The sequence below is a fragment of the Hymenobacter wooponensis genome (assembly GCF_004745865.1).
In the GTDB taxonomy this organism is placed as follows: Bacteria; Bacteroidota; Bacteroidia; order Cytophagales; family Hymenobacteraceae; genus Hymenobacter; species Hymenobacter wooponensis.
Genome location: NZ_SRKZ01000003.1, coordinates 424,112 through 445,714, shown reverse-complemented (window position 1 = coordinate 445,714; position 21,603 = coordinate 424,112). Strand labels below are relative to the sequence as shown.

Annotated in this window: 16 protein-coding genes; 11 read left to right on the top strand and 5 right to left on the bottom strand. The window is 54.8% G+C overall.

Annotation, left to right across the window (positions count from 1 at the left end):
• Positions 1-42: 42 nt before the first annotated feature.
• A complete protein-coding gene (locus EU557_RS12200) occupies positions 43-1,245 on the top strand; it encodes an aldose epimerase family protein (RefSeq protein ID WP_135530727.1) in 1,203 nt (400 codons plus the stop codon).
• Positions 1,246-1,359: 114 nt separating this feature from the next.
• Positions 1,360-3,042 carry a sodium:solute symporter family transporter gene (locus EU557_RS12195; protein WP_135530726.1) on the top strand — a complete coding sequence of 561 codons (1,683 nt, stop codon included), beginning with the start codon at positions 1,360-1,362 and terminating at the stop codon, positions 3,040-3,042.
• A gap of 125 nt (positions 3,043-3,167) precedes the next feature.
• Here EU557_RS12195 and EU557_RS12190 read toward each other — a convergent pair whose 3' ends face one another.
• Positions 3,168-3,479 (bottom strand): hypothetical protein, encoded by a 312-nt coding sequence (locus tag EU557_RS12190; RefSeq protein WP_135530725.1) that lies wholly within the window; start codon positions 3,477-3,479, stop codon positions 3,168-3,170.
• Positions 3,480-3,598: 119 nt separating this feature from the next.
• Positions 3,599-4,612 carry an acyl-CoA reductase gene (locus tag EU557_RS12185; protein ID WP_135530724.1) on the bottom strand — a complete coding sequence of 338 codons (1,014 nt, stop codon included), beginning with the start codon at positions 4,610-4,612 and terminating at the stop codon, positions 3,599-3,601.
• 140 nt (positions 4,613-4,752) lie between these two features.
• Between EU557_RS12185 and EU557_RS12180 the strand changes: the two genes are divergently transcribed.
• From EU557_RS12180 to EU557_RS12150, 7 genes are all read left to right on the top strand, one after another.
• The gene (locus tag EU557_RS12180; RefSeq protein ID WP_088842318.1) at positions 4,753-5,103 is read left to right on the top strand and encodes a 4Fe-4S dicluster domain-containing protein; all 351 of its coding nucleotides are present in this window, start codon (positions 4,753-4,755) and stop codon (positions 5,101-5,103) included.
• A 215-nt stretch (positions 5,104-5,318) separates the two neighbouring features.
• The gene (locus EU557_RS12175; protein WP_135530723.1) at positions 5,319-7,949 is read left to right on the top strand and encodes a valine--tRNA ligase; all 2,631 of its coding nucleotides are present in this window, start codon (positions 5,319-5,321) and stop codon (positions 7,947-7,949) included.
• A 224-nt stretch (positions 7,950-8,173) separates the two neighbouring features.
• Entirely contained in the window at positions 8,174-9,481 is a 1,308-nt protein-coding gene (locus EU557_RS12170) for a glycosyltransferase family 2 protein (protein WP_135530722.1), read from the top strand.
• Between the two features lie 14 nt (positions 9,482-9,495).
• Positions 9,496-10,320, top strand: coding sequence for a polysaccharide deacetylase family protein (locus tag EU557_RS12165; RefSeq protein ID WP_167855182.1), 825 nt, complete (start codon positions 9,496-9,498; stop codon positions 10,318-10,320).
• 349 nt (positions 10,321-10,669) lie between these two features.
• On the top strand, positions 10,670-12,715 hold the full coding sequence (locus EU557_RS12160) for a S9 family peptidase (RefSeq protein ID WP_135530720.1): 2,046 nt from the start codon (positions 10,670-10,672) through the stop codon (positions 12,713-12,715).
• A gap of 292 nt (positions 12,716-13,007) precedes the next feature.
• On the top strand, positions 13,008-15,596 hold the full coding sequence (locus EU557_RS12155; protein ID WP_135530719.1) for a TonB-dependent receptor: 2,589 nt from the start codon (positions 13,008-13,010) through the stop codon (positions 15,594-15,596).
• 134 nt (positions 15,597-15,730) lie between these two features.
• A complete protein-coding gene (locus tag EU557_RS12150) occupies positions 15,731-16,339 on the top strand; it encodes a nitroreductase family protein (RefSeq protein WP_245326246.1) in 609 nt (202 codons plus the stop codon).
• An 87-nt stretch (positions 16,340-16,426) separates the two neighbouring features.
• Here the strand turns inward: EU557_RS12150 and EU557_RS12145 are convergent, their stop codons facing one another.
• The 3 genes from EU557_RS12145 to EU557_RS12135 form a co-directional block, all read right to left on the bottom strand.
• Positions 16,427-16,633 (bottom strand): hypothetical protein, encoded by a 207-nt coding sequence (locus tag EU557_RS12145; protein ID WP_135530718.1) that lies wholly within the window; start codon positions 16,631-16,633, stop codon positions 16,427-16,429.
• 85 nt (positions 16,634-16,718) lie between these two features.
• Positions 16,719-18,134: a dihydrolipoamide acetyltransferase family protein gene (locus EU557_RS12140; protein ID WP_135530717.1), complete on the bottom strand. Its 1,416-nt coding sequence runs from the start codon at positions 18,132-18,134 to the stop codon at positions 16,719-16,721.
• A gap of 209 nt (positions 18,135-18,343) precedes the next feature.
• Positions 18,344-19,597, bottom strand: a complete 1,254-nt coding sequence (locus EU557_RS12135; protein WP_135530716.1) for a competence/damage-inducible protein A — start codon at positions 19,595-19,597, stop codon at positions 18,344-18,346.
• A 99-nt stretch (positions 19,598-19,696) separates the two neighbouring features.
• On the opposite strand from EU557_RS12135, the gene EU557_RS12130 reads away from it, so the two are divergent.
• On the top strand, positions 19,697-20,530 hold the full coding sequence (locus tag EU557_RS12130; protein ID WP_135530715.1) for a DUF4197 domain-containing protein: 834 nt from the start codon (positions 19,697-19,699) through the stop codon (positions 20,528-20,530).
• Positions 20,531-20,783: 253 nt separating this feature from the next.
• Positions 20,784-21,533 carry a DUF4197 domain-containing protein gene (locus tag EU557_RS12125; protein ID WP_135530714.1) on the top strand — a complete coding sequence of 250 codons (750 nt, stop codon included), beginning with the start codon at positions 20,784-20,786 and terminating at the stop codon, positions 21,531-21,533.
• The last annotated feature ends 70 nt before the right edge of the window (positions 21,534-21,603 follow it).

The window sequence follows — 21,603 nt, the reverse complement described above, 5'->3', positions numbered from 1 at the left end:
AAGCATAGATCTTCAGCCTTTCTCTTCTATCTCTCCCTCATTATGATCGAATTCTCCCGGAACGGAGCAGTAGCGGGCTTGCTCTTGCTAGCCGCTTGCAACCAGGCTACCACCGAGCAAACAGCTGGCTCGGCTAGCCCTGCTGCTGCTGACTCCACGCAAACCAGCACCTCTATGCCTACGTCCACTTCCTTCGGTAAAACCTCCGACGGGTCGGAGGCGCAGCTTTATACCCTCACCAACGCCCATGGCCTGAAGGCTACTATCACAAACTACGGCGGCACTTTGACCAGCCTGCTAGTGCCCGATAAAAATGGCAAACTCGGCGACGTAGTGCTGGGCTTCGATGATGTAAATGGTTACACCAACGCCCAGTATCTAAAGGAAGGGCCTTACTTTGGTGCTCTGATCGGGCGGTTTGGGAACCGCATTGCCAAGGGTAAGTTTACCGTTGAGGGGCAGCAATACACTCTGGCCAAAAACAACGGCGAAAACACGCTGCACGGCGGCATCAAAGGCTTCGACAAAGTACTGTGGCAGGCAGAGCCCGGCACCTCTGCCGATGGCCAAACCCTCACTCTGACTTACCGAAGCAAGGATGGGGAGGAGGGTTTCCCTGGCAACCTGACGGTGAAAGTAGTCTACACGCTTACCAGCAACGACGCCCTGCGCCTGGACTACACTGCCACCACCGACAAGGCCACGCCCATCAACCTGACCAATCACAGCTACTTCAACCTCAACCACGGCCAAGCGAAAGATGCGCTAGGCCACGTGCTGACGTTGAATGCCGACCGGTTCACGGTGGTAGATGCTAATCTAATACCGACTGGGGAGCTGCGGCCGGTGCAGGGCACGCCCATGGATTTCCGCCAGCCGCACTCCATTGGAGAGCGAATCCGGGCGGTGCCCGGCGATGCGCCCGGAGGCTACGACCACAACTGGGTGCTGGCGGATAAAATGCGAACCAGCCCCCAATTGGCAGCTACGGTGTACGAGCCGGCTTCGGGCCGTACCATGGACCTATACACCGATCAACCGGGTGTGCAATTTTATTCCGGTAATTTTCTAAAAGGAAATTTGAGCGGCAAAGGAAATACGAAGTACATTCAGAATTATGGGTTCTGCCTTGAAACACAGCACTTTCCCGACTCGCCAAACCAGCCAAAGTTCCCCTCCACGATCTTAAATCCGGGCGAAACCTTTCACTCTACTACAGAATACCGCTTTGGTGTGCGCAAATAGTCTTAAATAGTACGTCGATTTGAGTGGTGACTTCTGATGCCGCCCTTGTCCATCCACCGTATGCCCCCACTTCCCTTTCAATAAGCACACTTTTTCATTCCTTGTAGTAGCATCATGCATCAGCTTGCCACTCTAGATTACATCGTTTTCTTTATCTACTTCCTAATAGTTGCCGGGTACGGCATCTGGATCTATCGACGAAAGACGGGTCATGACGGAACGATAGAAGGGGACTCGAAGGACTACTTCCTGGCGGAAGGCTCCCTGACCTGGTGGGCCATTGGCTCGTCCCTCATCGCCTCCAACATCTCCGCCGAGCAAATGGTGGGTATGTCGGCTTCCGGCTTCAAGATAGGCTTGGCCATTGCCACCTATGAATGGATGGCTGCCCTCACGCTCATTATTGTGGCCGTGTTCTTCATTCCGGTGTATCTGAAGAACAAAATTGCCACCATGCCGCAGTTCCTGCATCAGCGCTACAATGGCACCGTGGCCATGATCATGGCCATTTTCTGGCTCATGCTGTACATCGTAGTAAACCTGACCTCGATTCTGTACCTCGGCGCCATTGCCGTAAGCAGCGTTTCGGGTCTGGGCCTAAACTTCTGCATGTACGCGCTGGCAGCGTTTGCTATCATTATCACGCTGGGTGGTATGAAAGTAATCGGCTTTACCGACGTAATTCAGGTGTTCTTCCTGATTTTGGGTGGCCTAGCAACTACGTATCTGGCGCTAAACCTGGTAGCTGAGCATTATGGCCAGTCGGGCGTGCTAAACGGCTTCAGCCTCATGACTGAGCAGGCTAACGAGCACTTCCACATGATTCTGGACCGCAAGAATGAGAACTACCTCGACTTGCCGGGCCTCACGGTACTGCTAGGCGGTATGTGGATTGTGAACCTGAACTACTGGGGCTGTAACCAATACATCACCCAGCGCGCCCTGGGCGCCGACCTGCCAACGGCTCGTAACGGTCTGCTCTTCGCGGCCTTCCTGAAGCTGTTTATGCCCGTGATTGTGGTGCTGCCTGGTATTGCCGCGTTCATCCTGTACAAGGAAAATATCTTTGGTGCTGAAATGATGCAGGACGGTGAGTTGAACCCCGACCGCGCCTACCCAGTATTGCTAAATATTCTGCCCGTTGGCCTGAAAGGCTTGTCCTTCGCCGCCCTCACGGCTGCCGTAGTAGCCTCGCTGGCTGGTAAGGCCAACTCCATTGCTACCATCTTCACCCTCGACATCTACAAGAAAGTACTGAACACCGAGGCTAGCGAAAAGCGCCTGGTGAGCGTGGGTAAGATTGCCGTAGTAGTGGCGGTGTTGCTAGGGGTGCTGATTGCTCCCTTCCTGGGTATCGACAAGAAAGGTGGCTTCCAGTTTATTCAGGAGTACACGGGCTTTGTGTCGCCGGGCATCTTCGCCATGTTTATTCTGGGCTTCTTCTGGAAGCGTGCTACGTCGGCCGCGGCGTTGTTTGCCACTATTGGCGGGTTCCTGCTGTCGATCTTCTTCAAGTTCCTGCCCAACTTCGCTGATCTTTCGGGCTTGGCTCCGTTCGGTTTTTCGGTACCGAATGCTGCCGGGGTATACGAAATTCCGTTCCTCGACCGGATGGGCTTTGTGTTCGTCATCTGCATCATCGCTATGATCCTCATCAGCGTGCTGCAAACTAGCCGCGGTGTGAAAACCAATGGCCTGGAGGTAGATGCCAGCATGTTCAAGCCAAATCGTGGTTTCGCCATCGGCTCGATGATCATCATTGTTATTCTGACTGCTCTCTACACCATTTACTGGTAAGCAGCAGTGGCCTAGCGGTAAGCACACCGCTAGGCCAGTATGTAGCAAAGAAAGAGGCCCGTTTCCATTGCTGGAAACGGGCCTCTTTCTTTGCTAGCAACGACGCTGTAAGCGGGTGCCTGAGGTTAATAAAAGTCGAAGCTGAGGATGGAGCGTAGGGGAAGAGCAATGCCCGACTTCAGGGTCAGGTATTCCTCATGCGTAGCCCATACAGTGGTGTGGACACGCTTAATAACGCCATCATCAGTGCGGAAATAAATATCCAGCTTACCATGATAGGCATTGCCCAACGTAGCCGCGCGCTCCGCATCGTGGCGGCGACGCTGAATAGCAGCCTTATCAGTCAACACATCCTCCTGCGAAAAACGCAGGTGGGGAATGGTTTCCTTCTCGATAGTTTCAACAGCTGGATCGGTGGTTTTCAGTTCAGGTAACATGACGCAAATAGGGTAAGTCGAGGTTGGAAAGCCTAGGCAACTAAGATGTCATTTGCCAAGTGAAGAACGCATGAGGCACTGCACTGGTATGAGACTGCCCGGCTATTGTCTCTTACTGTTTACGCCAGTTCTGCTAAAAAGGCCATCGTATCCACGCCATCGGCATAGTCAGCAATGCCGGGCTCCTGTGCCCGCCCGAAGGGAAAGCTGCCCGGATATAGCCCCCCGGAGGAAACCAAACATTGGGTTTGGGCGGCTACATCGGTGAGCTTATCAACTAAATCTATCTCGCTGGAATAGGTGCTATAGTGAAGTACCGAAATAGGGGAGACCAGCTGGGCGTTTTCCGTCACTAGCAGGAAGCCGGAGTCGAAGTGGGGCACGCGGTTTACCAGCAGAATGCTCTTGTTGTAGTCGTAGTTGTTCTGGTAGCGGTTGTGGTCCAGAATGTGGTGCCAGGGTGTCAGCGAGTCGAGCAGCTCCTGGAAATTGTAGCCCTCGGGCACGTACAGCTTGCTCACGTTACGGCAGCCCAGGCCGTAGTAGCGGAAAATATCGGCACCCAACAGGCCTAGATCGTGCCCCGACTCACGGCCCGTAATGATGGCCAGGCTGGTACGGTTGCGCCGGATGATGTTAGGCTTCTTGCCGAAGTAAAACTCGAAGTAGCGGGAAGTATTATCGGAGCCGGTGGCAATGAAGGCGTCGGCGGCGTTTAGGCGCTCCACAAATTGCAGGCGCTCGGTAAAGCGCGGTTCCAGGCGCAGCAGCTCACTGGAAATCCAGCGCATCAAAAACGTATCGTCTTTGCTGAGCTTGGCCAGCAGCGTGTGGCCCGAGAGCAGCACGCACAGCAAGTCATGGAAGCCCACCAGCGGAATATTGCCGGCCATGACCACGCCAATTTGCCGGGGTGTGCTAGGCTCGGGGCGGTAGCGGGCGGCCCACTGCCGAAGCGGTTCTTCCTGCAGCAGGTGCGCAATGCCTTGTATAGCGGCCGCCACGTTGGGGCGGTCGAACCAGGGGTTTTGATTACGGGTGCGGTACGCCAACTCCGTAATTTCTTCGTCGGGAAGTTGGGTGAGATGGTGGCCTAGAGCTACAAAAGCAGCTAACCGTTCGGAGTGATTCATTAGGGAGAAACAAAATCAATGCATCAAAAGTAGTCAAGAGTGTACGGCTAATTTCTAATTTTGCCCGTTCGCGCACCTTCCATCGTGCGTATATGTTTTAATTGACTCACTTTTACTCACTCCCAAACGAGATATAGGCTATGGCCATCATGATAACCGACGAGTGCATCAACTGTGGTGCCTGCGAACCGGAATGCCCCAACACCGCGATTTACGAGGGCGGTGCCCAGTGGCGCTGGGCCGATGGCACCAGCTTGAAAGAAGTGGAAATTGACGGGGGCTCGGTAGTATCGGGTGTGGCTCCGCAAACGCCCATTTCCGACGAGTACTACTACATCGTGTCGGATAAGTGCACCGAGTGCGTGGGTTTCCACGAGGAGCCCCAGTGCGCGGCCGTCTGCCCCGTAGACTGCTGCGTGGACGACCCAGATTACCGCGAAGCTCAACAGGATCTGCTCAAGAAGAAGCAGTGGTTGCACCAGGAGGCCTAGGCCACTGGCTGAACCCACGCTGCAACAGAAAGAGCCGCTCCAGGAGCGGCTCTTTTTGTTTTTCAAATACTGGGTAGCACAACGCGCCCTCGGGCATACCCGGCATGAGCTTTCCTACTGGCCTAGGCCAGTTCTACTGCATGATACCACGGCATTTCCCGCCCACCTTCGAAATGCCTACTTTTGCCACTATTCTGAACTGATTCCCTCCGACGATGTCTATCGCCAAAACCTATACCCCCGCCGACGTTGAAGCCAAATGGTATCAGCGCTGGCAGGAGCAGGGCTTCTTCAAAGCCAAAGCCAACCCCCGCAAGCAGCCGTACTCGGTGGTAATTCCGCCGCCCAACGTAACGGGCGTGCTCCACATGGGCCACATGCTGAACAATACCATTCAGGATGTGCTGGTGCGCCTGGCCCGCATGCAGGGCAAGGAAGCGTGCTGGGTACCCGGCACCGACCACGCTTCCATTGCCACGGAAGCCAAGGTAGTGGCCTTACTCAAGGAGCAGGGAATTGAGAAGAAGGATCTGACTCGTGAGCAGTTCCTTGAGCACGCGTTTGCTTGGAAGGAAAAGTACGGCGGCATCATTCTGGAGCAGCTGAAACAGCTGGGCGCATCCTGCGACTGGGACCGGACGCGCTTCACGATGGAGCCCGAACTGACCGAGGCCGTACTGCGCGTATTCGTAGATCTGCACCAGAAGGGCCTGATCTACCGCGGTATTCGGATGGTAAACTGGGACCCGCAGAGCCAAACCGCCATCAGCGACGAGGAAGTAATTCCGAAGGATGTGATGGCCAAGATGTACCATCTGCGGTATGCGGTGGTAGGCCAGGAGGGGCAGTTCCTGACCGTGGCTACCTCGCGCCCCGAAACCATCATGGCTGACGTGGCGGTGGCTGTGAACCCCAACGACCCCCGCTATACTCACCTGCACGGTGCGAAAGTGCGCATTCCGCTGCTCGACCGCGAGATTCCCGTAATTCTGGATGAGTACGTAAGTATTGACTTTGGTACGGGTGCCCTGAAAGTGACGCCCGCCCACGACCTGAACGACTACGAGCTGGGCGTAAAGCACAGCCTGCCGGTTATTGATATCCTCAACAACGATGGCTCGCTGAATGAAAAGGCGGTGCTCTACGTAGGCCAGGACCGCTTTGCCGCGCGCCGCAACATTGTGAAGGATCTGGAAGAAGCCGGCCACTTGGTGAAGGTGGAGGAGTATGCCAGCATTGTGCAGACCTCAGAGCGCACCAAGGCCGTTATCGAACCCCGCCTGAGCATGCAGTGGTTCCTGAAAATGGAACACCTGGCGAAGCCGGCCCTAGAAGTGGTGGAGAGCGACCAGGTAAAGCTGCACCCGGCCAAGTTCAAGAACACCTACCGGGTATGGATGGAGAATGTACACGACTGGTGCATCTCACGTCAGCTGTGGTGGGGCCAACAGATTCCGGCCTATTACCTGCCCGATGGCACCTATGTGGTAGCTCTCACGCCCGAAGAGGCCCTCGAACTTGCCCGCACCCAGAGCGGCAACGCTGACCTGCAACTCTCAGACCTACGGCAGGATGAGGACGTGCTGGATACGTGGTTCTCCTCGTGGCTGTGGCCCATTTCCGTGTTCGACGGGTTCAAAGACCCCGACAATGCGGATATCAACTATTTCTACCCCACCAATGATCTGGTAACGGGGCCGGATATCCTGTTTTTCTGGGTAGCCCGCATGATTATGGCTGGCCTTGAATACCGCAAGGATATTCCGTTCCGGAACGTTTACCTCACGGGTATTGTGCGCGATGCCCAGGGGCGTAAGATGAGCAAGCAGCTCGGCAACTCCCCCGATCCGCTGGACCTTATTAAGCAGTTCGGCGCCGACGGCGTACGGACGGGTATGTTGTTCTCGGCCCCGGCCGGCAACGATTTGCTGTACGATGAGAAGCTGGTGGAGCAGGGGCGCAACTTCTGCAATAAGCTCTGGAATGCGTTCCGCCTGACCCAGGGCTGGGAGGTAGATGCCGCATTGCCGTTTGCTAATAGTAAGGCGGTGGAGTGGTTTACCGCAAAGCTGCAAACCACCTTGGTGGAGCTCGATGACCACTTTGAGAAGTTCCGCATCAGCGATGCACTCATGACGGTGTACAAGCTGGTATGGGACGATTTCTGCTCGGTGTATCTGGAGATGATTAAACCGGCTTACCAAGCTCCTATTGACCCTGAGACTCTGCGCCACACTACCAGCTTCCTGGAAACGCTACTGAAGCTGCTACACCCCTTCATGCCCTTCATCACCGAGGAAATCTGGCATGAGCTGGCTGAGCGGGGACCAAAAGACTACGTATGCGTAGCTACCTGGCCCAAGCAGCAGCCCATTGCCGGTGCTCCTGAGCTGTTGGCCCGCATGGAGAAGGCTCTGGACATTGTGGCCGGTGTGCGCAACATCCGGAACCAGAAAGGCCTGGGCCCCAACAAGCACCTGACTCTGGCCGTCAAAACAGATGACGCCGACCTGCTACAGGCCTACGACGGCATTATCCGCAAGTTGGCCTCGCTCACGGAAATCAGCACTGTGGAGGCTGCCCCGGCCGCTTCCGTTGGGTTTGTATCGGGTGGCGCAGAGTTCTTCGTGCCGCTGGAAGGGCAAATTGATTTAGGAGCTGAAAAGGAACGACTCACCAAGGAACTCGAGTACGCCCAAGGATTCCGCGACTCAGTGTTGAAAAAGCTTAGCAATGAGAAGTTCGTACAAAATGCTAAAGCTGACCTAGTAGAGCGTGAGCGCCAAAAACTAGCCGACGCGGAAGCAAAAATTACAGCCCTGGAACAAAGCCTAGCTGGCCTATAGCCCTAGTTTAAGTGCAAAAAAGAGCTGAGCCAATACGGCTCAGCTCTTTTTTTATGCCTAAAAGCAAACGATACATCTTCGAGGGGCGAAAAATGCCATGTTATTAGATTTCTTTAATAAATAATTAACATTTATTGTTGAATTTATAATATAATGCATGTAGTTTGTGGCTACCTATCAGCGAATCCGCTTAGGGCAGGCTGTGGTACTCATAAAGACATAAGATGAAAGTAAGCCAGAATAAGGTGTTAGGTGCAATCCTACTCATTGTATTGCTGAGTGCAATCAATGGTGTGTTTAAGCCTTTAATGGTGAGCTCTCTTTATGTAATGCAGGCGCTAATTGTACTGTATTGCCTTCATATATTTATACCTCTGGTAATTTTTATTCTGTTTTATACTAACATTCGGGATATGTTTTATAAGCCAGCAGCACCGGCCGGACCAAATACAACAGAGTTTCTTCTGCTAATACCGGCCCATAATGAGGAAAGGCTTCTGCCTACCTTACTGTCTAGTATTCACGCACAAAATTATCCGGCTTCCTTGGTAACGCCGGTGGTAATTGCTGATAATTGCCAGGATACAACAGCCACTATTGCCCGGCAGGCAGGGGTCACATGTCTAGAGCGTTTCACGAAACCGCCTTCCGACAAAATGCAGGCATTGATGTATGCTTCGGAAAAAATGGCAATTACGTCTCAGGCAAGGGGGCGGGTGGTTTGTGTAATAGATGCTGACTGCAGACTAGAGCGCAACTTCCTGATGGAGCTAGATAACATGTTCTCTCGGCCTGAAGCCGCCGCTGCTGTTCAAACCTATCGTTACGTCAATAACACCTTTGCTTCCGATGTGACCGTGTTAGATGCTGCTGCGGAAGCCCTTCGCCAGTGGCTGCTTTCGGGCACGCGTAAGCTCTTCGGGATGGACACCTTCGTTTATGGGTTAGGATTTGCCGTACGCGACAACATATTTGGCGAGCTGATGCGTTTGCCGGAGTACTCACTGGCGGAGGATAAAGACTGGAAAGCCTACTTGGTGGAACGAGAAATCAAGGTTGATTTCTGCCCAGCCGCCCGCTTGAGCTATGAAGTAGTAGACAACAGCCAAGCGTTTCAGAAGCAGCGCAGCCGCTGGCTAGCCGGCCACTTTGAGACCCTCAAGAAACATGGCTTCCGGTTGCTAGGGCAGGGGCTGCTGCACGGAAAATTCGCTCAGATAGATTTTGCCTGCGAGCTATTACAGCCACCTCGGTCCATCTTGCTATTTAGCATCTTGTTCTTCGCTATAGCTTCGTTTTTCTTCCCCCAATATTCTCTGCTAGCGGGCTGGACATGGTGGGTGCTTGCCGTTGTGTTTGTGCTGTATGGTTTTATTGGCTTACGGCTGATACGGGCCAAAAGGCACCATTACTTACTTCTACTTTCTGGGCTGAACCTGATGCTGAATATTCTAAAATCAGTAGTAGCCATCACATTCGGTAAAAGCAGCCAAACATGGGCGGCAACGCGTACGGCGGCCAAACAAGCCTGAGCTACAGCGCAAGCATGAATTCTTCCGGAGTGCCCGTTCTCATGTATCATGCGTTAGTTGACACGTATGAGCCATATATGGCGGCCGTACATGTTGAGACGGCTGCGTTTGAATTGCAAATGGGTTGGCTGGCGGCCCATGGCTACCGTAGCATTTCGCCAATGCAGCTGCTGCAGGCCTTGGAAGAAAATCAGCCACTTCCGAACTCGGTGGTCATCACCTTTGACGATGGGTATGCCTCGCTGCTCCAAAAGGCGCTACCCATTCTGGCGCGCTATGGCTTCTCGGCCACGCTATTCCTGACGACGGAAAGTGTGGGGTGGCCTACGTACAAGAACCTGCCTGAATTTGGGGACAGTGTACCCCTCGAAGACCGTCCGCTAACCTGGGACGAGGTAAGGGTACTGCAGGCTGCCGGCTGGAGCATTGAGGCCCATAGCCGCACGCATCAAAATCACCGCAACTTAACTTCAGCTGAGCTACAACAGGAAATGGGCGGCAGCAAGGCGCAAATTGAAGCTTGCTTACACTCGGCAGTACAATTCTATGCCTTCCCCTACGGGAAATACACGGCTGGCTCCCTAGAGTTACTGGATGCGTTAAATTACAGAGCTGGCTTTTCGGTACATCCTGGGCAGGCCAACTCCAAGGATGACGTGCGTCGTTTGCCGCGGCTGGAAATTACGGCTCAATGTGGCCTAGAAGAGTTTGCTAGAAAAGTCACTACGGGGTACGATTCCTCGTCCGAAAAATACCGTTCTACAGTGCGAAATATACTTTTCCGCTCGCCTAGGCTAAAGGACTTCCTGCAAAAGGGATTGGGCCGGTACAGTAATTAGGAGGCTTGAACTATGCACGCAGCCGTACAGGCATCAACGTAGTTTCTTCCATTCCGCTGATTGCTTGAGCATCCCGTGGCCTGCCGGAAATACAGCTGTCATCTTAGCTTTTCGGCCTTGACTAGCGCGTTAGCTTCGTGTATTGGAGTTGTCAGTAGTGGTTGTGCACAAATAGGCCTAGCGGCTGAAATAGCACCTTTAGAGGAAATTTGTGTTTCTTTAGGTGTGAACAGCTTCGGTTTCATTTGTTAGTTATTCAGTTGCTGTTATTACTACAACTGTCCACTGGTTTACCGGCTCTGTTTCGCTCGTTCCGCGCAGTGGGTAGAATCAATCACAAAGTCACCTCATGCCCAAGCCACCTGTGGCGGCCACCAAGCCCCACTTACTCACTTCACCCTTCGGCACCCGCACCGATAACTATTACTGGCTAAACGAGCCAGAAAACCAAGAAGTCATCAACTACCTCAACGCTGAAAACGCCTATTTTGAGGAGCAGATGGCGCCGACTAAGGCTCTGCAGGAAAAGCTGTTTCAAGAGATTAAAGGCCGTATTAAAGAGCAGGACGAGTCGGTGCCCTACCGCCACAACGGCTACTACTATTACACGCGCTACGAAGAAGGTGGCGAATACCCCATCTACTGCCGGAAAGCTGGGAGCCTGAGCGCGCCAGAAGAAGTGCTGCTCAACGCCAACGAAATGGGGCAGGGGGAGTCGTACTTCGATATTGGCGACTTTGAAGTCAGTGACAATAACGCGTTACTGGCCTACAGCACCGATACCGTAAGCCGACGCCTCTACACGCTGCGCTTCCGCAACCTGCAAACCGGCGAGCTGTACCCCGAAGAAATTCCGAACATCAGCGGCGAGGCCGTGTGGGCCGCTGACAACCAAACGGTGTTCTACACCAAAAAAGATGTAGATACGCTGCTGCCGTTTCAGGTGTACCGCCACACCCTTGGCACCGACCCCGCCCAGGACGTGCTGGTGTACGAGGAGCTGGACAACACCTTCTACACGGGCGTTGGGCGCTCAAAGTCACGGGAGTACATCTTCCTGCACATGAGCAGCACTATGTCGTCGGAGACGCGCTACTTGCCCGCCGACAGGCCTACGGAGGAGCCGCACCTATTTCTGGCCCGCGAACAAGACCACTTATATGAGGTGGCCCACTTCGAGGATCATTTTTACATTCTCTCCAACGCCGGTGCACCAAACTTTCAGCTACTTAAAACGCCCGTAACCAACACGGCCAAGGCGGAGTGGCAAGAAGTGATTCCGCACCGGGCCGATGTGTTTCTGGAGAACATGGAGCTGTTCCGCGAGTACCTGGTGCTAGGTGAGCGGAAGGAAGGCCTGCTGCAACTGCGTATTATTCGGTGGCAGGATCAGCAGGAGCACTACCTCAATTTCGGCGAGCCAACCTATACCGCCGGCATCAGCATCAACCCCGAGTTTGATACTACGGTGCTGCGCTACGGCTATACCTCGCTTACTACGCCGCACTCAACGTTTGACTACGACATGACTTCCCGCACTAAAACGCTCCTAAAAGAGCAAGCGGTGCTGGGTGGCTTCAGTAAGGAAGACTACGTAAGTGAGCGGCTGTACGCGCCAGCCCTCGACGGTACTCGTATCCCTATTTCCATTGTATACAAGAAAGGCTTTCAGAAGGATGGGCGGGCACCGCTGCTGCAGTACGCCTACGGTTCCTATGGCCTCTCCATGGATGCCACCTTTAGTGTGGCCCGCCTGAGCTTGCTCAATCGAGGCTTTGCCTACGCTATTTGCCACATTAGGGGGGGGCAGGAGCTGGGCCGGCAGTGGTACGAAGACGGCAAGAAGCTGAAGAAGATGAACACGTTCACCGACTTCACTGACTGCTCCCGCTTCTTGATTGACCAGCACTATACTTCCCCCGAAACGCTGTTTGCCATGGGTGGCTCGGCGGGTGGCCTACTGATGGGCGCCGTAGTAAACTTGCACCCTGAGTACTATAAGGGCATAGTAGCCGCCGTGCCCTTTGTGGATGTGGTAACCACGATGCTCGACGAGAGCATTCCGCTGACCACTGGCGAATACGACGAGTGGGGCAACCCCAACCAGCAGGAGTTTTACGACTACATGCTCTCGTACTCGCCCTACGACCAAGTGAAAGCCCAGGCATACCCCAACATGCTCGTGACTACTGGCCTACACGACTCGCAAGTGCAGTATTTCGAGCCAGCCAAATGGGTAGCCAAGCTGCGGACCCTCAAAACCGACAATAATCTGTTACTCTTGCACACCGATATGGAAGCGGGGCACGGCGGCGCTTCCGGCCGCTTCAAGTCCATTCATGATACAGCTCGGCAGTACGCCTTTATGTTTCTATTGCTAGGCATAGAGGCCTAGGCCAATAGAAGAAATGCAAAAGGCCGCTCCCCATCCGGGAGCGGCCTTTTGCATAGGGGCTCAACAGTATTTCTAGAAATATTATGTCCCTCATGCCACCCCTAAGGTAAAGTTGCGTCTGTGGCTGCGGTTGCTTGGCATACTCACGAACATTCTCCGGCATCCGCAGCATAAATCGGTCAGTTGGTCGGGTTCATTCGTGGTGCGGAAATAGGGGGAGTAGTTTTGCGAGTAATCTATCAGTCAGCAGTTGACTTCGGTTTGCCGGGTGATGTTTATTCCCCTCATGTACATGAAAAAGATTCTTCTCCTTATTGTTCTGACTAGCGGTGGTCATGCCGTGTTAGCCCAGATGCCCACCGGCGAACGGCCCGCAGGTGCTGGTCGGCCCGCGGGCGGACCACCCGCGGGGCAGGCGCCGGCGCCACAGGCAGGTAATGGCCGCGTAACGGGTACTATCGTTGATGCTGCTACCAAGCAGCCTGTGCCTTACGCTACCATTGCCCTGCTCAACCCCGCCACCGGTAAGCCCGTGGATGGCACCGCCGCCGATGATAATGGCAAGTTCAGCATCCCGCGCGTGTCAGCTGGTACCTACACCATTCAGGTGAATTTTATTGGCTATAAGCTGGTTGAGAAAACGGGGGTAGTAATTACGGAGGCTGGCAATACCGTAGCCCTGGGCAATGTGGCCCTGGAGTCGTCGGCGCAGGCTCTGGGTGAGGTGAAGGTAGAAGGCCAGCGCAGCTTGGTAGAGGAGAAGGTTGACCGCACCGTGTACAACGCCGAAAAGGACGAAACCACCCGCGGCGGCGACGCCACCGACGTGCTCAAGCGCGTGCCTATGCTCTCCGTTGACCTCGATGGCAATGTGAGCTTGCGCGGCAGCCAGAACATTCGGGTGCTTATTAACAATAGGCCTAGCACCATTTCGGCCAACAGCATAGCCGACGCCCTAAAGCAAATTCCGGCTGACCAGATCAAGACGGTGGAGGTAATTACCTCGCCCTCGGCCAAGTATGACGCAGAAGGCTCCGGCGGTATTATTAACATCGTTACTAAGCAGAATAACCTGCAGGGTTTCACGCTGGATTTGCGCACTAGTGCTGGCCTGAGAGGATCTGATCTGGGCTTGAATGCTTCGTATCGGGTGGGCAAGATGGGCTTCTCGCTGGGCGGTGGCGGCCGGGCGCAATACAATACGCCGGGCAGCTTCCGTAACGACCAATCGACCTACTCAATTCCGGGCAACGACTTAGCGAACCGCCAGCGGATTAGTAATACCGTGCAGTCGGCTGATACGCGCCAGCAGAACGTATTTGGGCGCTACTCTTTCGGGTGGGATTACGATATCAATAAGTACAACTTCCTGTCAGCTTCGGTACAACTGGGGCTGCGCAACGGCACCAACTACCAGGACGACCTCGCCTCGACCACCGTTTTCTTCCGGCCCACGCTGGGCGATACGGCTACTAACCGCCTCAGCAACGTGAAGGTGCTCGATAACTCGAACACTCTGGATGCTACCCTGAATTATACGCGTACTTTTGAGACACCCCAGCGCGAGTTTAGCGTGCTTGCCCAGTACAGCCGCAACACCCGCACCAACAACTTTACCAACACCACTATTGAGGGTGACCAAGCTGGTACCTACCGTCGCAACCTCAACGACAGCTACAACCAGGAGGTCACGCTGCAGGTCGATTATCAGACGCCCCTTAGCAAAACGCAGCTGTTAGAGTTTGGGGCTAAGGATATTATGCGCCGCGTGAATAGCGACTATTCTACATTCATAAACGGGCAGCAGCAAACAGGCGTAACGCTTTCCAACGTATTCGATTACAACCAGAACATTGCAGCGGCGTACGGTTCGTACACCCTGAGCTTCCTGAAAAGCTACACGCTGAAGGCTGGGGCCCGCTACGAGTACACCACCATCAATGCCGACTTCCGGACGGAGAATGCGCCCTCTATTCCTTCCTACGGAGTACTTGTACCAAGCGTGAACCTCTCGCGGAAGTTGGCTAACGGCAACGTACTGAAGGCGGCCTACAACTACCGCATTCAGCGCCCTTCGCTTCAGTTCCTGAACCCAAACCGGCAAACCGGCAACCTGCTGCAATACACGGAGGGTAACCCCAACCTGGACCCCGAGTACACCAATAACATTGAGCTGGGCTACAGCACGTACATCAAGCAAACCTCGCTGAACTTCTCCGTTTTCTCGCGCAATACCACGGGCTCAATCCAGCCAATTCGCCAGCAGGATGGCGCAGTTATTCGCACTACCTATGGCAACATCGGTACCGAAAACGCTTATGGGGGCAGCGTCAATGCTAACGTAAACATCAACAATAAGCTCACGCTGGGCGGCGGTGCCGATGTGTATTACGCTACCCTTGACAACAACACCTCCGACGTGGTGTACGCAGCCAGCAACCAAGGGTGGGTGGCTAGTGGCCGCCTCATGGGGGGCTACAACTTCACGAAGGGGTGGGGTATTCAGGCGTTCAGCTTCTACCGGGGCCGGCAGGTACAGCTTCAGGGCTACCAGGGCGGTTTTGGGGTATACAGCCTGGGCCTGAAAAAGGACTTTGCTGAGAAGAAGGGCAGTATTGGCTTTGGCGCGGATAACTTCTTCACGCCCACCAACAAAATTCGCAATTCCATCTCTTCACCAGTGGTTGACCAGTACAGCGTGAACGTGTTGCGCCGCTCCGGCTTCCGGGTCAACCTCAGCTACCGGATTGGTAAAATGAGCATGGCGCCCACTCGCCGCAAACGCTCAGTGAACAACGACGACCTCAAAGACGGCGGCTCTGACGGCGGCAACGGCGCGGGTGCTACGCCCGCTCAGGGCGCCAGCGGCGGCCGCCCCTAGTAGAACACATGTGGCCTAGGCTAACGAAAACGCCTGCCGTTACACTACGGCAGGCGTTTTCGTTAGCCTAGGCCAGTAAACCCGGCTCAGTTCCTCGTCAAAACAACCCGACCCCTCAGGGGCTTGTATTTCATATGGAAAACCAAACAGATAGCGCAGCCCTTATGGAAGCAGCGCAAGTTTCTGCTCTGATTCGAGCGCGGCGCAGCATACAGCCAGTGCAGTTTGAGCCCGGCCGCGAAATTCCCAACCACATTGTGCGTGAAGTACTAACCGATGCTACTTGGGCTCCTACCCACAAGCGCACCGAGCCTTGGCACTTTGTAGTGTTTAGTGGCGCGGGTCGGCAGCGGCTGGCAACGTTCCAGTCGGAACTGTACCGTGAGAAAGCGGGGGAGAAGTTTCAGCAGAACAAGTTCGAAAAGATGCAAAGTAGCCCTTTGCTTAGCTCCCACGTTATTGCTATCGGGCTCAAGCGTACCCAAGAGGTGCCCGAGGTAGAAGAAGTGGCGGCCGTAGCCTGCGCCGTGCAAAACCTGCACCTTTCAGCCGTGGCCCACGGTTTGGCGGGCTTCTGGAGCAGTGGCGGCGTTACGTATTTGGAAGAAGCCAAGCCCTTCTTCGGCCTGGGTCCCTATGACCGCCTCCTGGGCTTCTTTATGCTGGGCTACCCCAAGCCGGGGGCTACTGCCCGCAGCATTCGGCGCCCTCTGGAAGAAAAAGTGACTTGGGTGTTGGAATAGCCTATTCTCTCGAAAGCCGCGGCGGAGTGGCCTAGCATTAACTTGTGTTGTGCTAGGCCACTCCGCCGCGGCTTTAGTGGTAGCCCGTTAATCCTGCACCTTCAGGCTGTCGGGTACGGGGCCGCGGGTAGCGGCTACCAATTGATTTTGCAGCTGGAAGTTTACCTGTTCGCAGTCGTGGAACCGCTTCTCCGACATTTCCAGGGCGGTTTCTGTCGTGCGGAGCCGTTGATAGAGGAACAGGATAAGACCCAGCGCAATGAGCAGGGCCACTAGGGGCAAGGTTTTGTTCATGAAGTATAAAAGCTAAAAAGAAGAGGGCTGATTGCTAGGCCAGTATCCGGCATAACAACCAACCCTCAGCAATTTTAGTCCACCATTAGATGGTAGTATTCGGGTCGAATTGCTCCAGATAGTCAGCTACCCGGCGCACGAACATTCCGCCCAACGAGCCATCTACCACGCGGTGGTCGTAGCTGTGGGAGAGGAACATGAAGTGGCGCACACCAATCAGGTCGCCCTGGAGAGTCTCAATAACGGCGGGCTTCTTCTTGATGGCACCCACGGCCATAATAGCCACCTGGGGCTGCATGATGATGGGCGTGCCCATGATGTTACCGAACGAGCCCACATTGGAAACCGTGTAGGTGCCGCCTTCCAGATCCTCGGGCTTCAACTTGTTTTGGCGGGCGCGGTTAGCCAGATCGTTCACGCGCTTGCTCAGGCCGTTTAGGTTGAGCTGATCAGCGTTGTGAATTACGGGCACAATCAGGTTGCCAGAGGGTAGCGCTACGGCTACACCCACGTTAATATCCCGCTTCTTAATGATGTAGTCGCCCTCAACGGAAACGTTGATGTTAGGGAAGTCCTGAATGGCACGCGCAATGGCCTGAATGAAGATAGGCGTGAAGGTGAGGTTTTCGCCTTCGCGCTTCTTGTACGCATCCTTGTGCTTGTTGCGCCAGTTCACGATGTCGGTAACGTCGGCCTCTACAAACGAGGTAACGTGGGGCGAAATCTTCTTCGAGTCAACCATGCGCTGGGCAATCATCTTGCGCATGCGGTCCATCTCAATCAGCTCTTGGTTGCCACTGATTGAAGGCACGGCCTTAGTTACGGGGGCAGCCGGAGCGGCCGGAGCTGCTTGCGGTGCAGGCGTTGGCTGGGCAGCTACGGGAGCAGGAGCTTGCGGAGCCGGGGCAGCGGAAGCGGCCTGAGGCTGTTCAGCGTGGGCTGCCGGAGCGGCTGGCTGGGCTAAAGGCTTTTTGCCGGCGGCAACGTAATCCAGAATGTCTTTCTTGGTAACGCGCCCTTCGCTGCCAGTGCCGGGCAAGTACTCCAGGTCGGCCATGGAAATTCCTTCCTCGCGGGCAATGCTCAGCACCAGGGGAGAATAGAAACGGCCGGGTTGGGGCTGGGCTGCCGAGGCTGCTACTGCAGCGGGAGCAGCTTCTGGCACATACGGAATATCAGCAGCGTGCTTCTCGGCTCCATTCACCGAAGGAGCGGGAGCTTGGGCAGCCGCAGCAGGAGCCGCAGTGCCTGTGCTGGCAGCATCGGTTTCAATAATGGCAATGGGGGCGCCAACGGCCACAACTTGGCCTTCTTGCACCAAAATCTCCTGCAATACGCCGGCGTGGAGGGCAGGCACTTCAGTATCAACCTTATCGGTAGCTACTTCCAGTACAGATTCGTCCTGTTCAATGGTGTCGCCTATTTGTTTGAGCCATTTCAGAACGGTGCCTTCCATGATGGATTCGCCCATCTTGGGCATCGTCATTTCCACTCGTGCCATGCGGTTGGTAGGGGGTGTTAGGGGGATGGTGGGTAGTTGAAGGTCTGGTATCTACTAATCGGGGCCGCGAAGGTGGGTGGATGTACGGCCCGAAAAGCAAGTCAAAGGTAGCTGTTGTGTCCGGAATCCTAGATATTCCGAATATTTCCGTTGGGCTCACCACCTGCTCTGACGTTAGCAAACGGAAGTAGCAAGCCGGTGCTTATTGGCTAGGCCACAGGCAAGCTCAGGCGCAGCAGATTCAGCACGGCAGTGGAAGTGTACTCTACGTTGAGTTGCCGGCCGCGGTCAAAGCTGAACTGCCGGCTCACGGTCTGATGCTTATCGGCGTAGGCGATGCAGATGGTGCCTACTGGTTTGGTCGGCGTCCCGCCATCGGGCCCGGCAATGCCGCTTGTAGCAATGGCCACATCCACCCCCAAGCGCTGGCGCAGCCCCTCCGCCATTTCGCGTACGGTAGCTTCGCTCACGGCACCGTGCTGGTCAAGGGTAGTCTGTTGTACGCCCAGTTCTTTAACCTTTACATCGTTGCTGTAGGCCACTACGCTGCCCTGAAAGTAACGGGAGCTGCCCGGTACGCTGCTGAGGCGGTAAGCTACGTAGCCCCCCGTGCAGCTTTCAGCCGTACCCACGGTGAGACCCCGCTCCAGTAATAACTGGCCTACTGCCTGCTCTAACGGTACTTCTCCCACGGCAAAAATCACCTCGCCTATTCGTTCACGCAAAGCGGGCAGCAGACCCTCCATGCGGCCGCGCAAATCGGGCTGGCCATCAGCGTAGCCGGAGAGGCGCAGTCTTACGCCGCCCAACGAGGGCAGGTACGCTAGTTTGATATTGCTAGGCAGCGCGCTTTCCCAGTCGGCAATTTTTTCGGCCAGGTACGACTCACCCAAGCCTACCGTTTGCACCACCACGTGCTCAATGGGCGGGGTCTGGAAGTGTTGTTGCAGGCGGGGCAGCACCTCGTCTTTCATCAGGCCCTTCATCTCAAATGGCACGCCTGGCATGGAGACGAAGATAGTGCCGCGGTCTTCAAACCACATACCCGGGGCGGTACCTAGGGCATTGTGCAATACAGTACAGTTGCTGGGAACCATGGCCTGCTGACGGTTTACTTCCAACATGGGCCGGTTGTAGCGGGCAAAGATGCCCTCTACGTGGCGTAGTGTGGGCTCATGCATCACCAGTTCAGCCCCAAAATACCGGGCCAGCACATGCTTCGTAAGATCGTCTTTGGTGGGGCCCAGGCCACCGGTCATTAGCACCACGTTGGCACGTTCCCGCGCTAGGTCTAGCGCCGCTACAATTTCGTCGGCAAAGTCGGATACGCTCGTTATCTGGCGGACGCGTAGGCCAAGCTTGCCTAGCTCCTGGCCCATGAAGGCGGAGTTAGTGTCGATTACCTGCCCGTAGAGCAGTTCGTCGCCAATGGTCATGATTTCAACGACGGGAGGAGTCGGCATGGGGAAAGGAGTTAGGATGGGTGCAGGATTTGGCGCAATATTGGCCTCTGGATGAATAAGACCGCCACGTAGGCCGTCAGGTTTTTCGTCTTTACTCAAATGACCACGTTTCGCACGTTTGCTTTAGGCCTGGGTCTTGCCCTCGCCACTACGCAACTGAGCCTCGCTCAGACCAAAACCACCGCTAAAAAAACTACAACCACCACTAAAAAGACCACTACGGCGAAACCGGCGGCCACTAAAACCGCCACAAAAGCCACTACTACCAAGTCAACTACTACCAAAGCTACCACGCCAGCCCCCGTGGCCGCTCCAGTAGTTGCGCCCCTCACTGCTGAGGAGGCGACGAGTGGCCTACGCGAAGCTCTGACCCAAGGCGTAGCCCGCGCCATTGATATTGCCGGCGCCGAGAATGGCTTCAACGACAACGCCGACATTCGCATACCTATGCCGCCCGATGCTCAGTTGGTAGCTACCACCTTGCGCGGGCTGCGCATGGGGGCTCTGGTGGATAACTTCGAGGTAGCCCTCAACCACAGCGCCGAGAAGGCCGCGGCCCAAGCCAAACCGATCTTTCTGAGCGCGGTGCAAAACCTCAGCTTTCAGGATGCTCTGACACTGGCCTCATCTCGCCAAAACGACATTGCCACGCAATTGCTGCGCTCTAACACCGAGGAGCAACTGAAGTCGTCGTTTCAGCCTATTATCAAGCAGTCGCTGGATCAAACCGGAGCTACCCGCCTTTACACCGAAATGGTGAACCGCTACAACAAGATTCCGCTGATGACACCCATCAGTGCCGAGCTTGTGCCCTACGCTACCCAACAAACCGTGAACGGGTTATTTACCCTCATTGCTGAGGAGGAAGGACGCATTCGTTCACGGCCTTCATCACGAAGCACAGAGCTGTTGAAAAAGGTGTTCGGCCACTAGGCCAGCACTAGTTTTCAGTTCCCTCATGTAATAAAGCCCTTGCGCTATCATTCTGAGCCGTGCAAAAATTGGTAGGAGGCCATCAGGTCATAGCTCCAGTTTATTGCTCAGCTCAGAATGATATTTTTTTGCTCGCCCGCTACTTTTACAATCGGCTTTCGTGCTGGGCTATTTACTGCGTAGTTTGGTCCGGTTTCTGCAAAAGCAGGAGAGGCCTACGGGCTGGTTCCTGCTTTGCTTTTTTGCACTCCCTATGAAAAACATACGTTTGGCAGTACTGCTAATGGCCTCCCTGGGGCTGAGCACCGCTGCTTCGGCTCAGCTAATCAAGCTCCCAAAAATTGGTGGCATTACGCTGCCCCAGCCTTCTACCAGAACCACTACTAGCACGGGAGGGGTAACCAATACTGAAGCCGCTAATGGTCTGAAGGAAGCCCTCGTGCAAGGCATTAGCAAAGGCGCCGATCAAGCCTCTAAGCAGGATGGCTTCAACCTGAACCGGCTGATTCGGATTCCTTTCCCACCCGATGCCCAACGCGTAGCCACTACGTTGCGCTCAATTGGGCTAGGCAGCCAAGTAGATAAGTTTGAGTTGACGCTGAACCGTGGAGCCGAGGATGCAGCCAAGAGCGCTAAGCCCATCTTTATCGCCGCCATCAAGAGCCTAACTTTCTCGGATGTATGGGGAATTCTGACGGGGGAGAAGGACGCCGCTACTAACTATCTCAAGCGCACTACCACTCAGCAGCTCACGGTGGCCTTCCAGCCCATTATTCAGCAGAGCCTCGATAAAGTGGGTGCTACCCGCTATTATACCGACCTGACCACGCGCTACAACAAAATCCCGCTTGTGAGGCCTGTGCAAACCGATTTGAATCAGTACGCTACTGGTAAAGCCATTGATGGCCTGTTCACGCTTATTGCCCAGGAGGAGGCTAACATCCGTGAGAACCCAGTGGCCCGCACTACCGATTTGCTTAAGCGCGTATTCGGTCGCAAATAGGTAAGGTTTAGCTCCTCAATAGTAAAGAAGCATTTATAGGCATAAAGCAAACAAAACGCCCTTCTCCAGA

What these genes read in the sequence shown, in the direction of transcription:
- EU557_RS12200 (WP_135530727.1), top strand. Translation starts at nt 43, where the DNA reads ATGATCGAATTCTCCCGGAACGGAGCAGTAGCGGGCTTGCTCTTGCTA.
- EU557_RS12195 (WP_135530726.1), top strand. Translation starts at nt 1,360, where the DNA reads ATGCATCAGCTTGCCACTCTAGATTACATCGTTTTCTTTATCTACTTC.
- EU557_RS12190 (WP_135530725.1), bottom strand. Translation starts at nt 3,479, where the DNA reads ATGTTACCTGAACTGAAAACCACCGATCCAGCTGTTGAAACTATCGAG.
- EU557_RS12185 (WP_135530724.1), bottom strand. Translation starts at nt 4,612, where the DNA reads ATGAATCACTCCGAACGGTTAGCTGCTTTTGTAGCTCTAGGCCACCAT.
- EU557_RS12180 (WP_088842318.1), top strand. Translation starts at nt 4,753, where the DNA reads ATGGCCATCATGATAACCGACGAGTGCATCAACTGTGGTGCCTGCGAA.
- EU557_RS12175 (WP_135530723.1), top strand. Translation starts at nt 5,319, where the DNA reads ATGTCTATCGCCAAAACCTATACCCCCGCCGACGTTGAAGCCAAATGG.
- EU557_RS12170 (WP_135530722.1), top strand. Translation starts at nt 8,174, where the DNA reads ATGAAAGTAAGCCAGAATAAGGTGTTAGGTGCAATCCTACTCATTGTA.
- EU557_RS12165 (WP_167855182.1), top strand. Translation starts at nt 9,496, where the DNA reads ATGAATTCTTCCGGAGTGCCCGTTCTCATGTATCATGCGTTAGTTGAC.
- EU557_RS12160 (WP_135530720.1), top strand. Translation starts at nt 10,670, where the DNA reads ATGCCCAAGCCACCTGTGGCGGCCACCAAGCCCCACTTACTCACTTCA.
- EU557_RS12155 (WP_135530719.1), top strand. Translation starts at nt 13,008, where the DNA reads ATGAAAAAGATTCTTCTCCTTATTGTTCTGACTAGCGGTGGTCATGCC.
- EU557_RS12150 (WP_245326246.1), top strand. Translation starts at nt 15,731, where the DNA reads ATGGAAAACCAAACAGATAGCGCAGCCCTTATGGAAGCAGCGCAAGTT.
- EU557_RS12145 (WP_135530718.1), bottom strand. Translation starts at nt 16,633, where the DNA reads ATGAACAAAACCTTGCCCCTAGTGGCCCTGCTCATTGCGCTGGGTCTT.
- EU557_RS12140 (WP_135530717.1), bottom strand. Translation starts at nt 18,134, where the DNA reads ATGGCACGAGTGGAAATGACGATGCCCAAGATGGGCGAATCCATCATG.
- EU557_RS12135 (WP_135530716.1), bottom strand. Translation starts at nt 19,597, where the DNA reads ATGCCGACTCCTCCCGTCGTTGAAATCATGACCATTGGCGACGAACTG.
- EU557_RS12130 (WP_135530715.1), top strand. Translation starts at nt 19,697, where the DNA reads ATGACCACGTTTCGCACGTTTGCTTTAGGCCTGGGTCTTGCCCTCGCC.
- EU557_RS12125 (WP_135530714.1), top strand. Translation starts at nt 20,784, where the DNA reads ATGAAAAACATACGTTTGGCAGTACTGCTAATGGCCTCCCTGGGGCTG.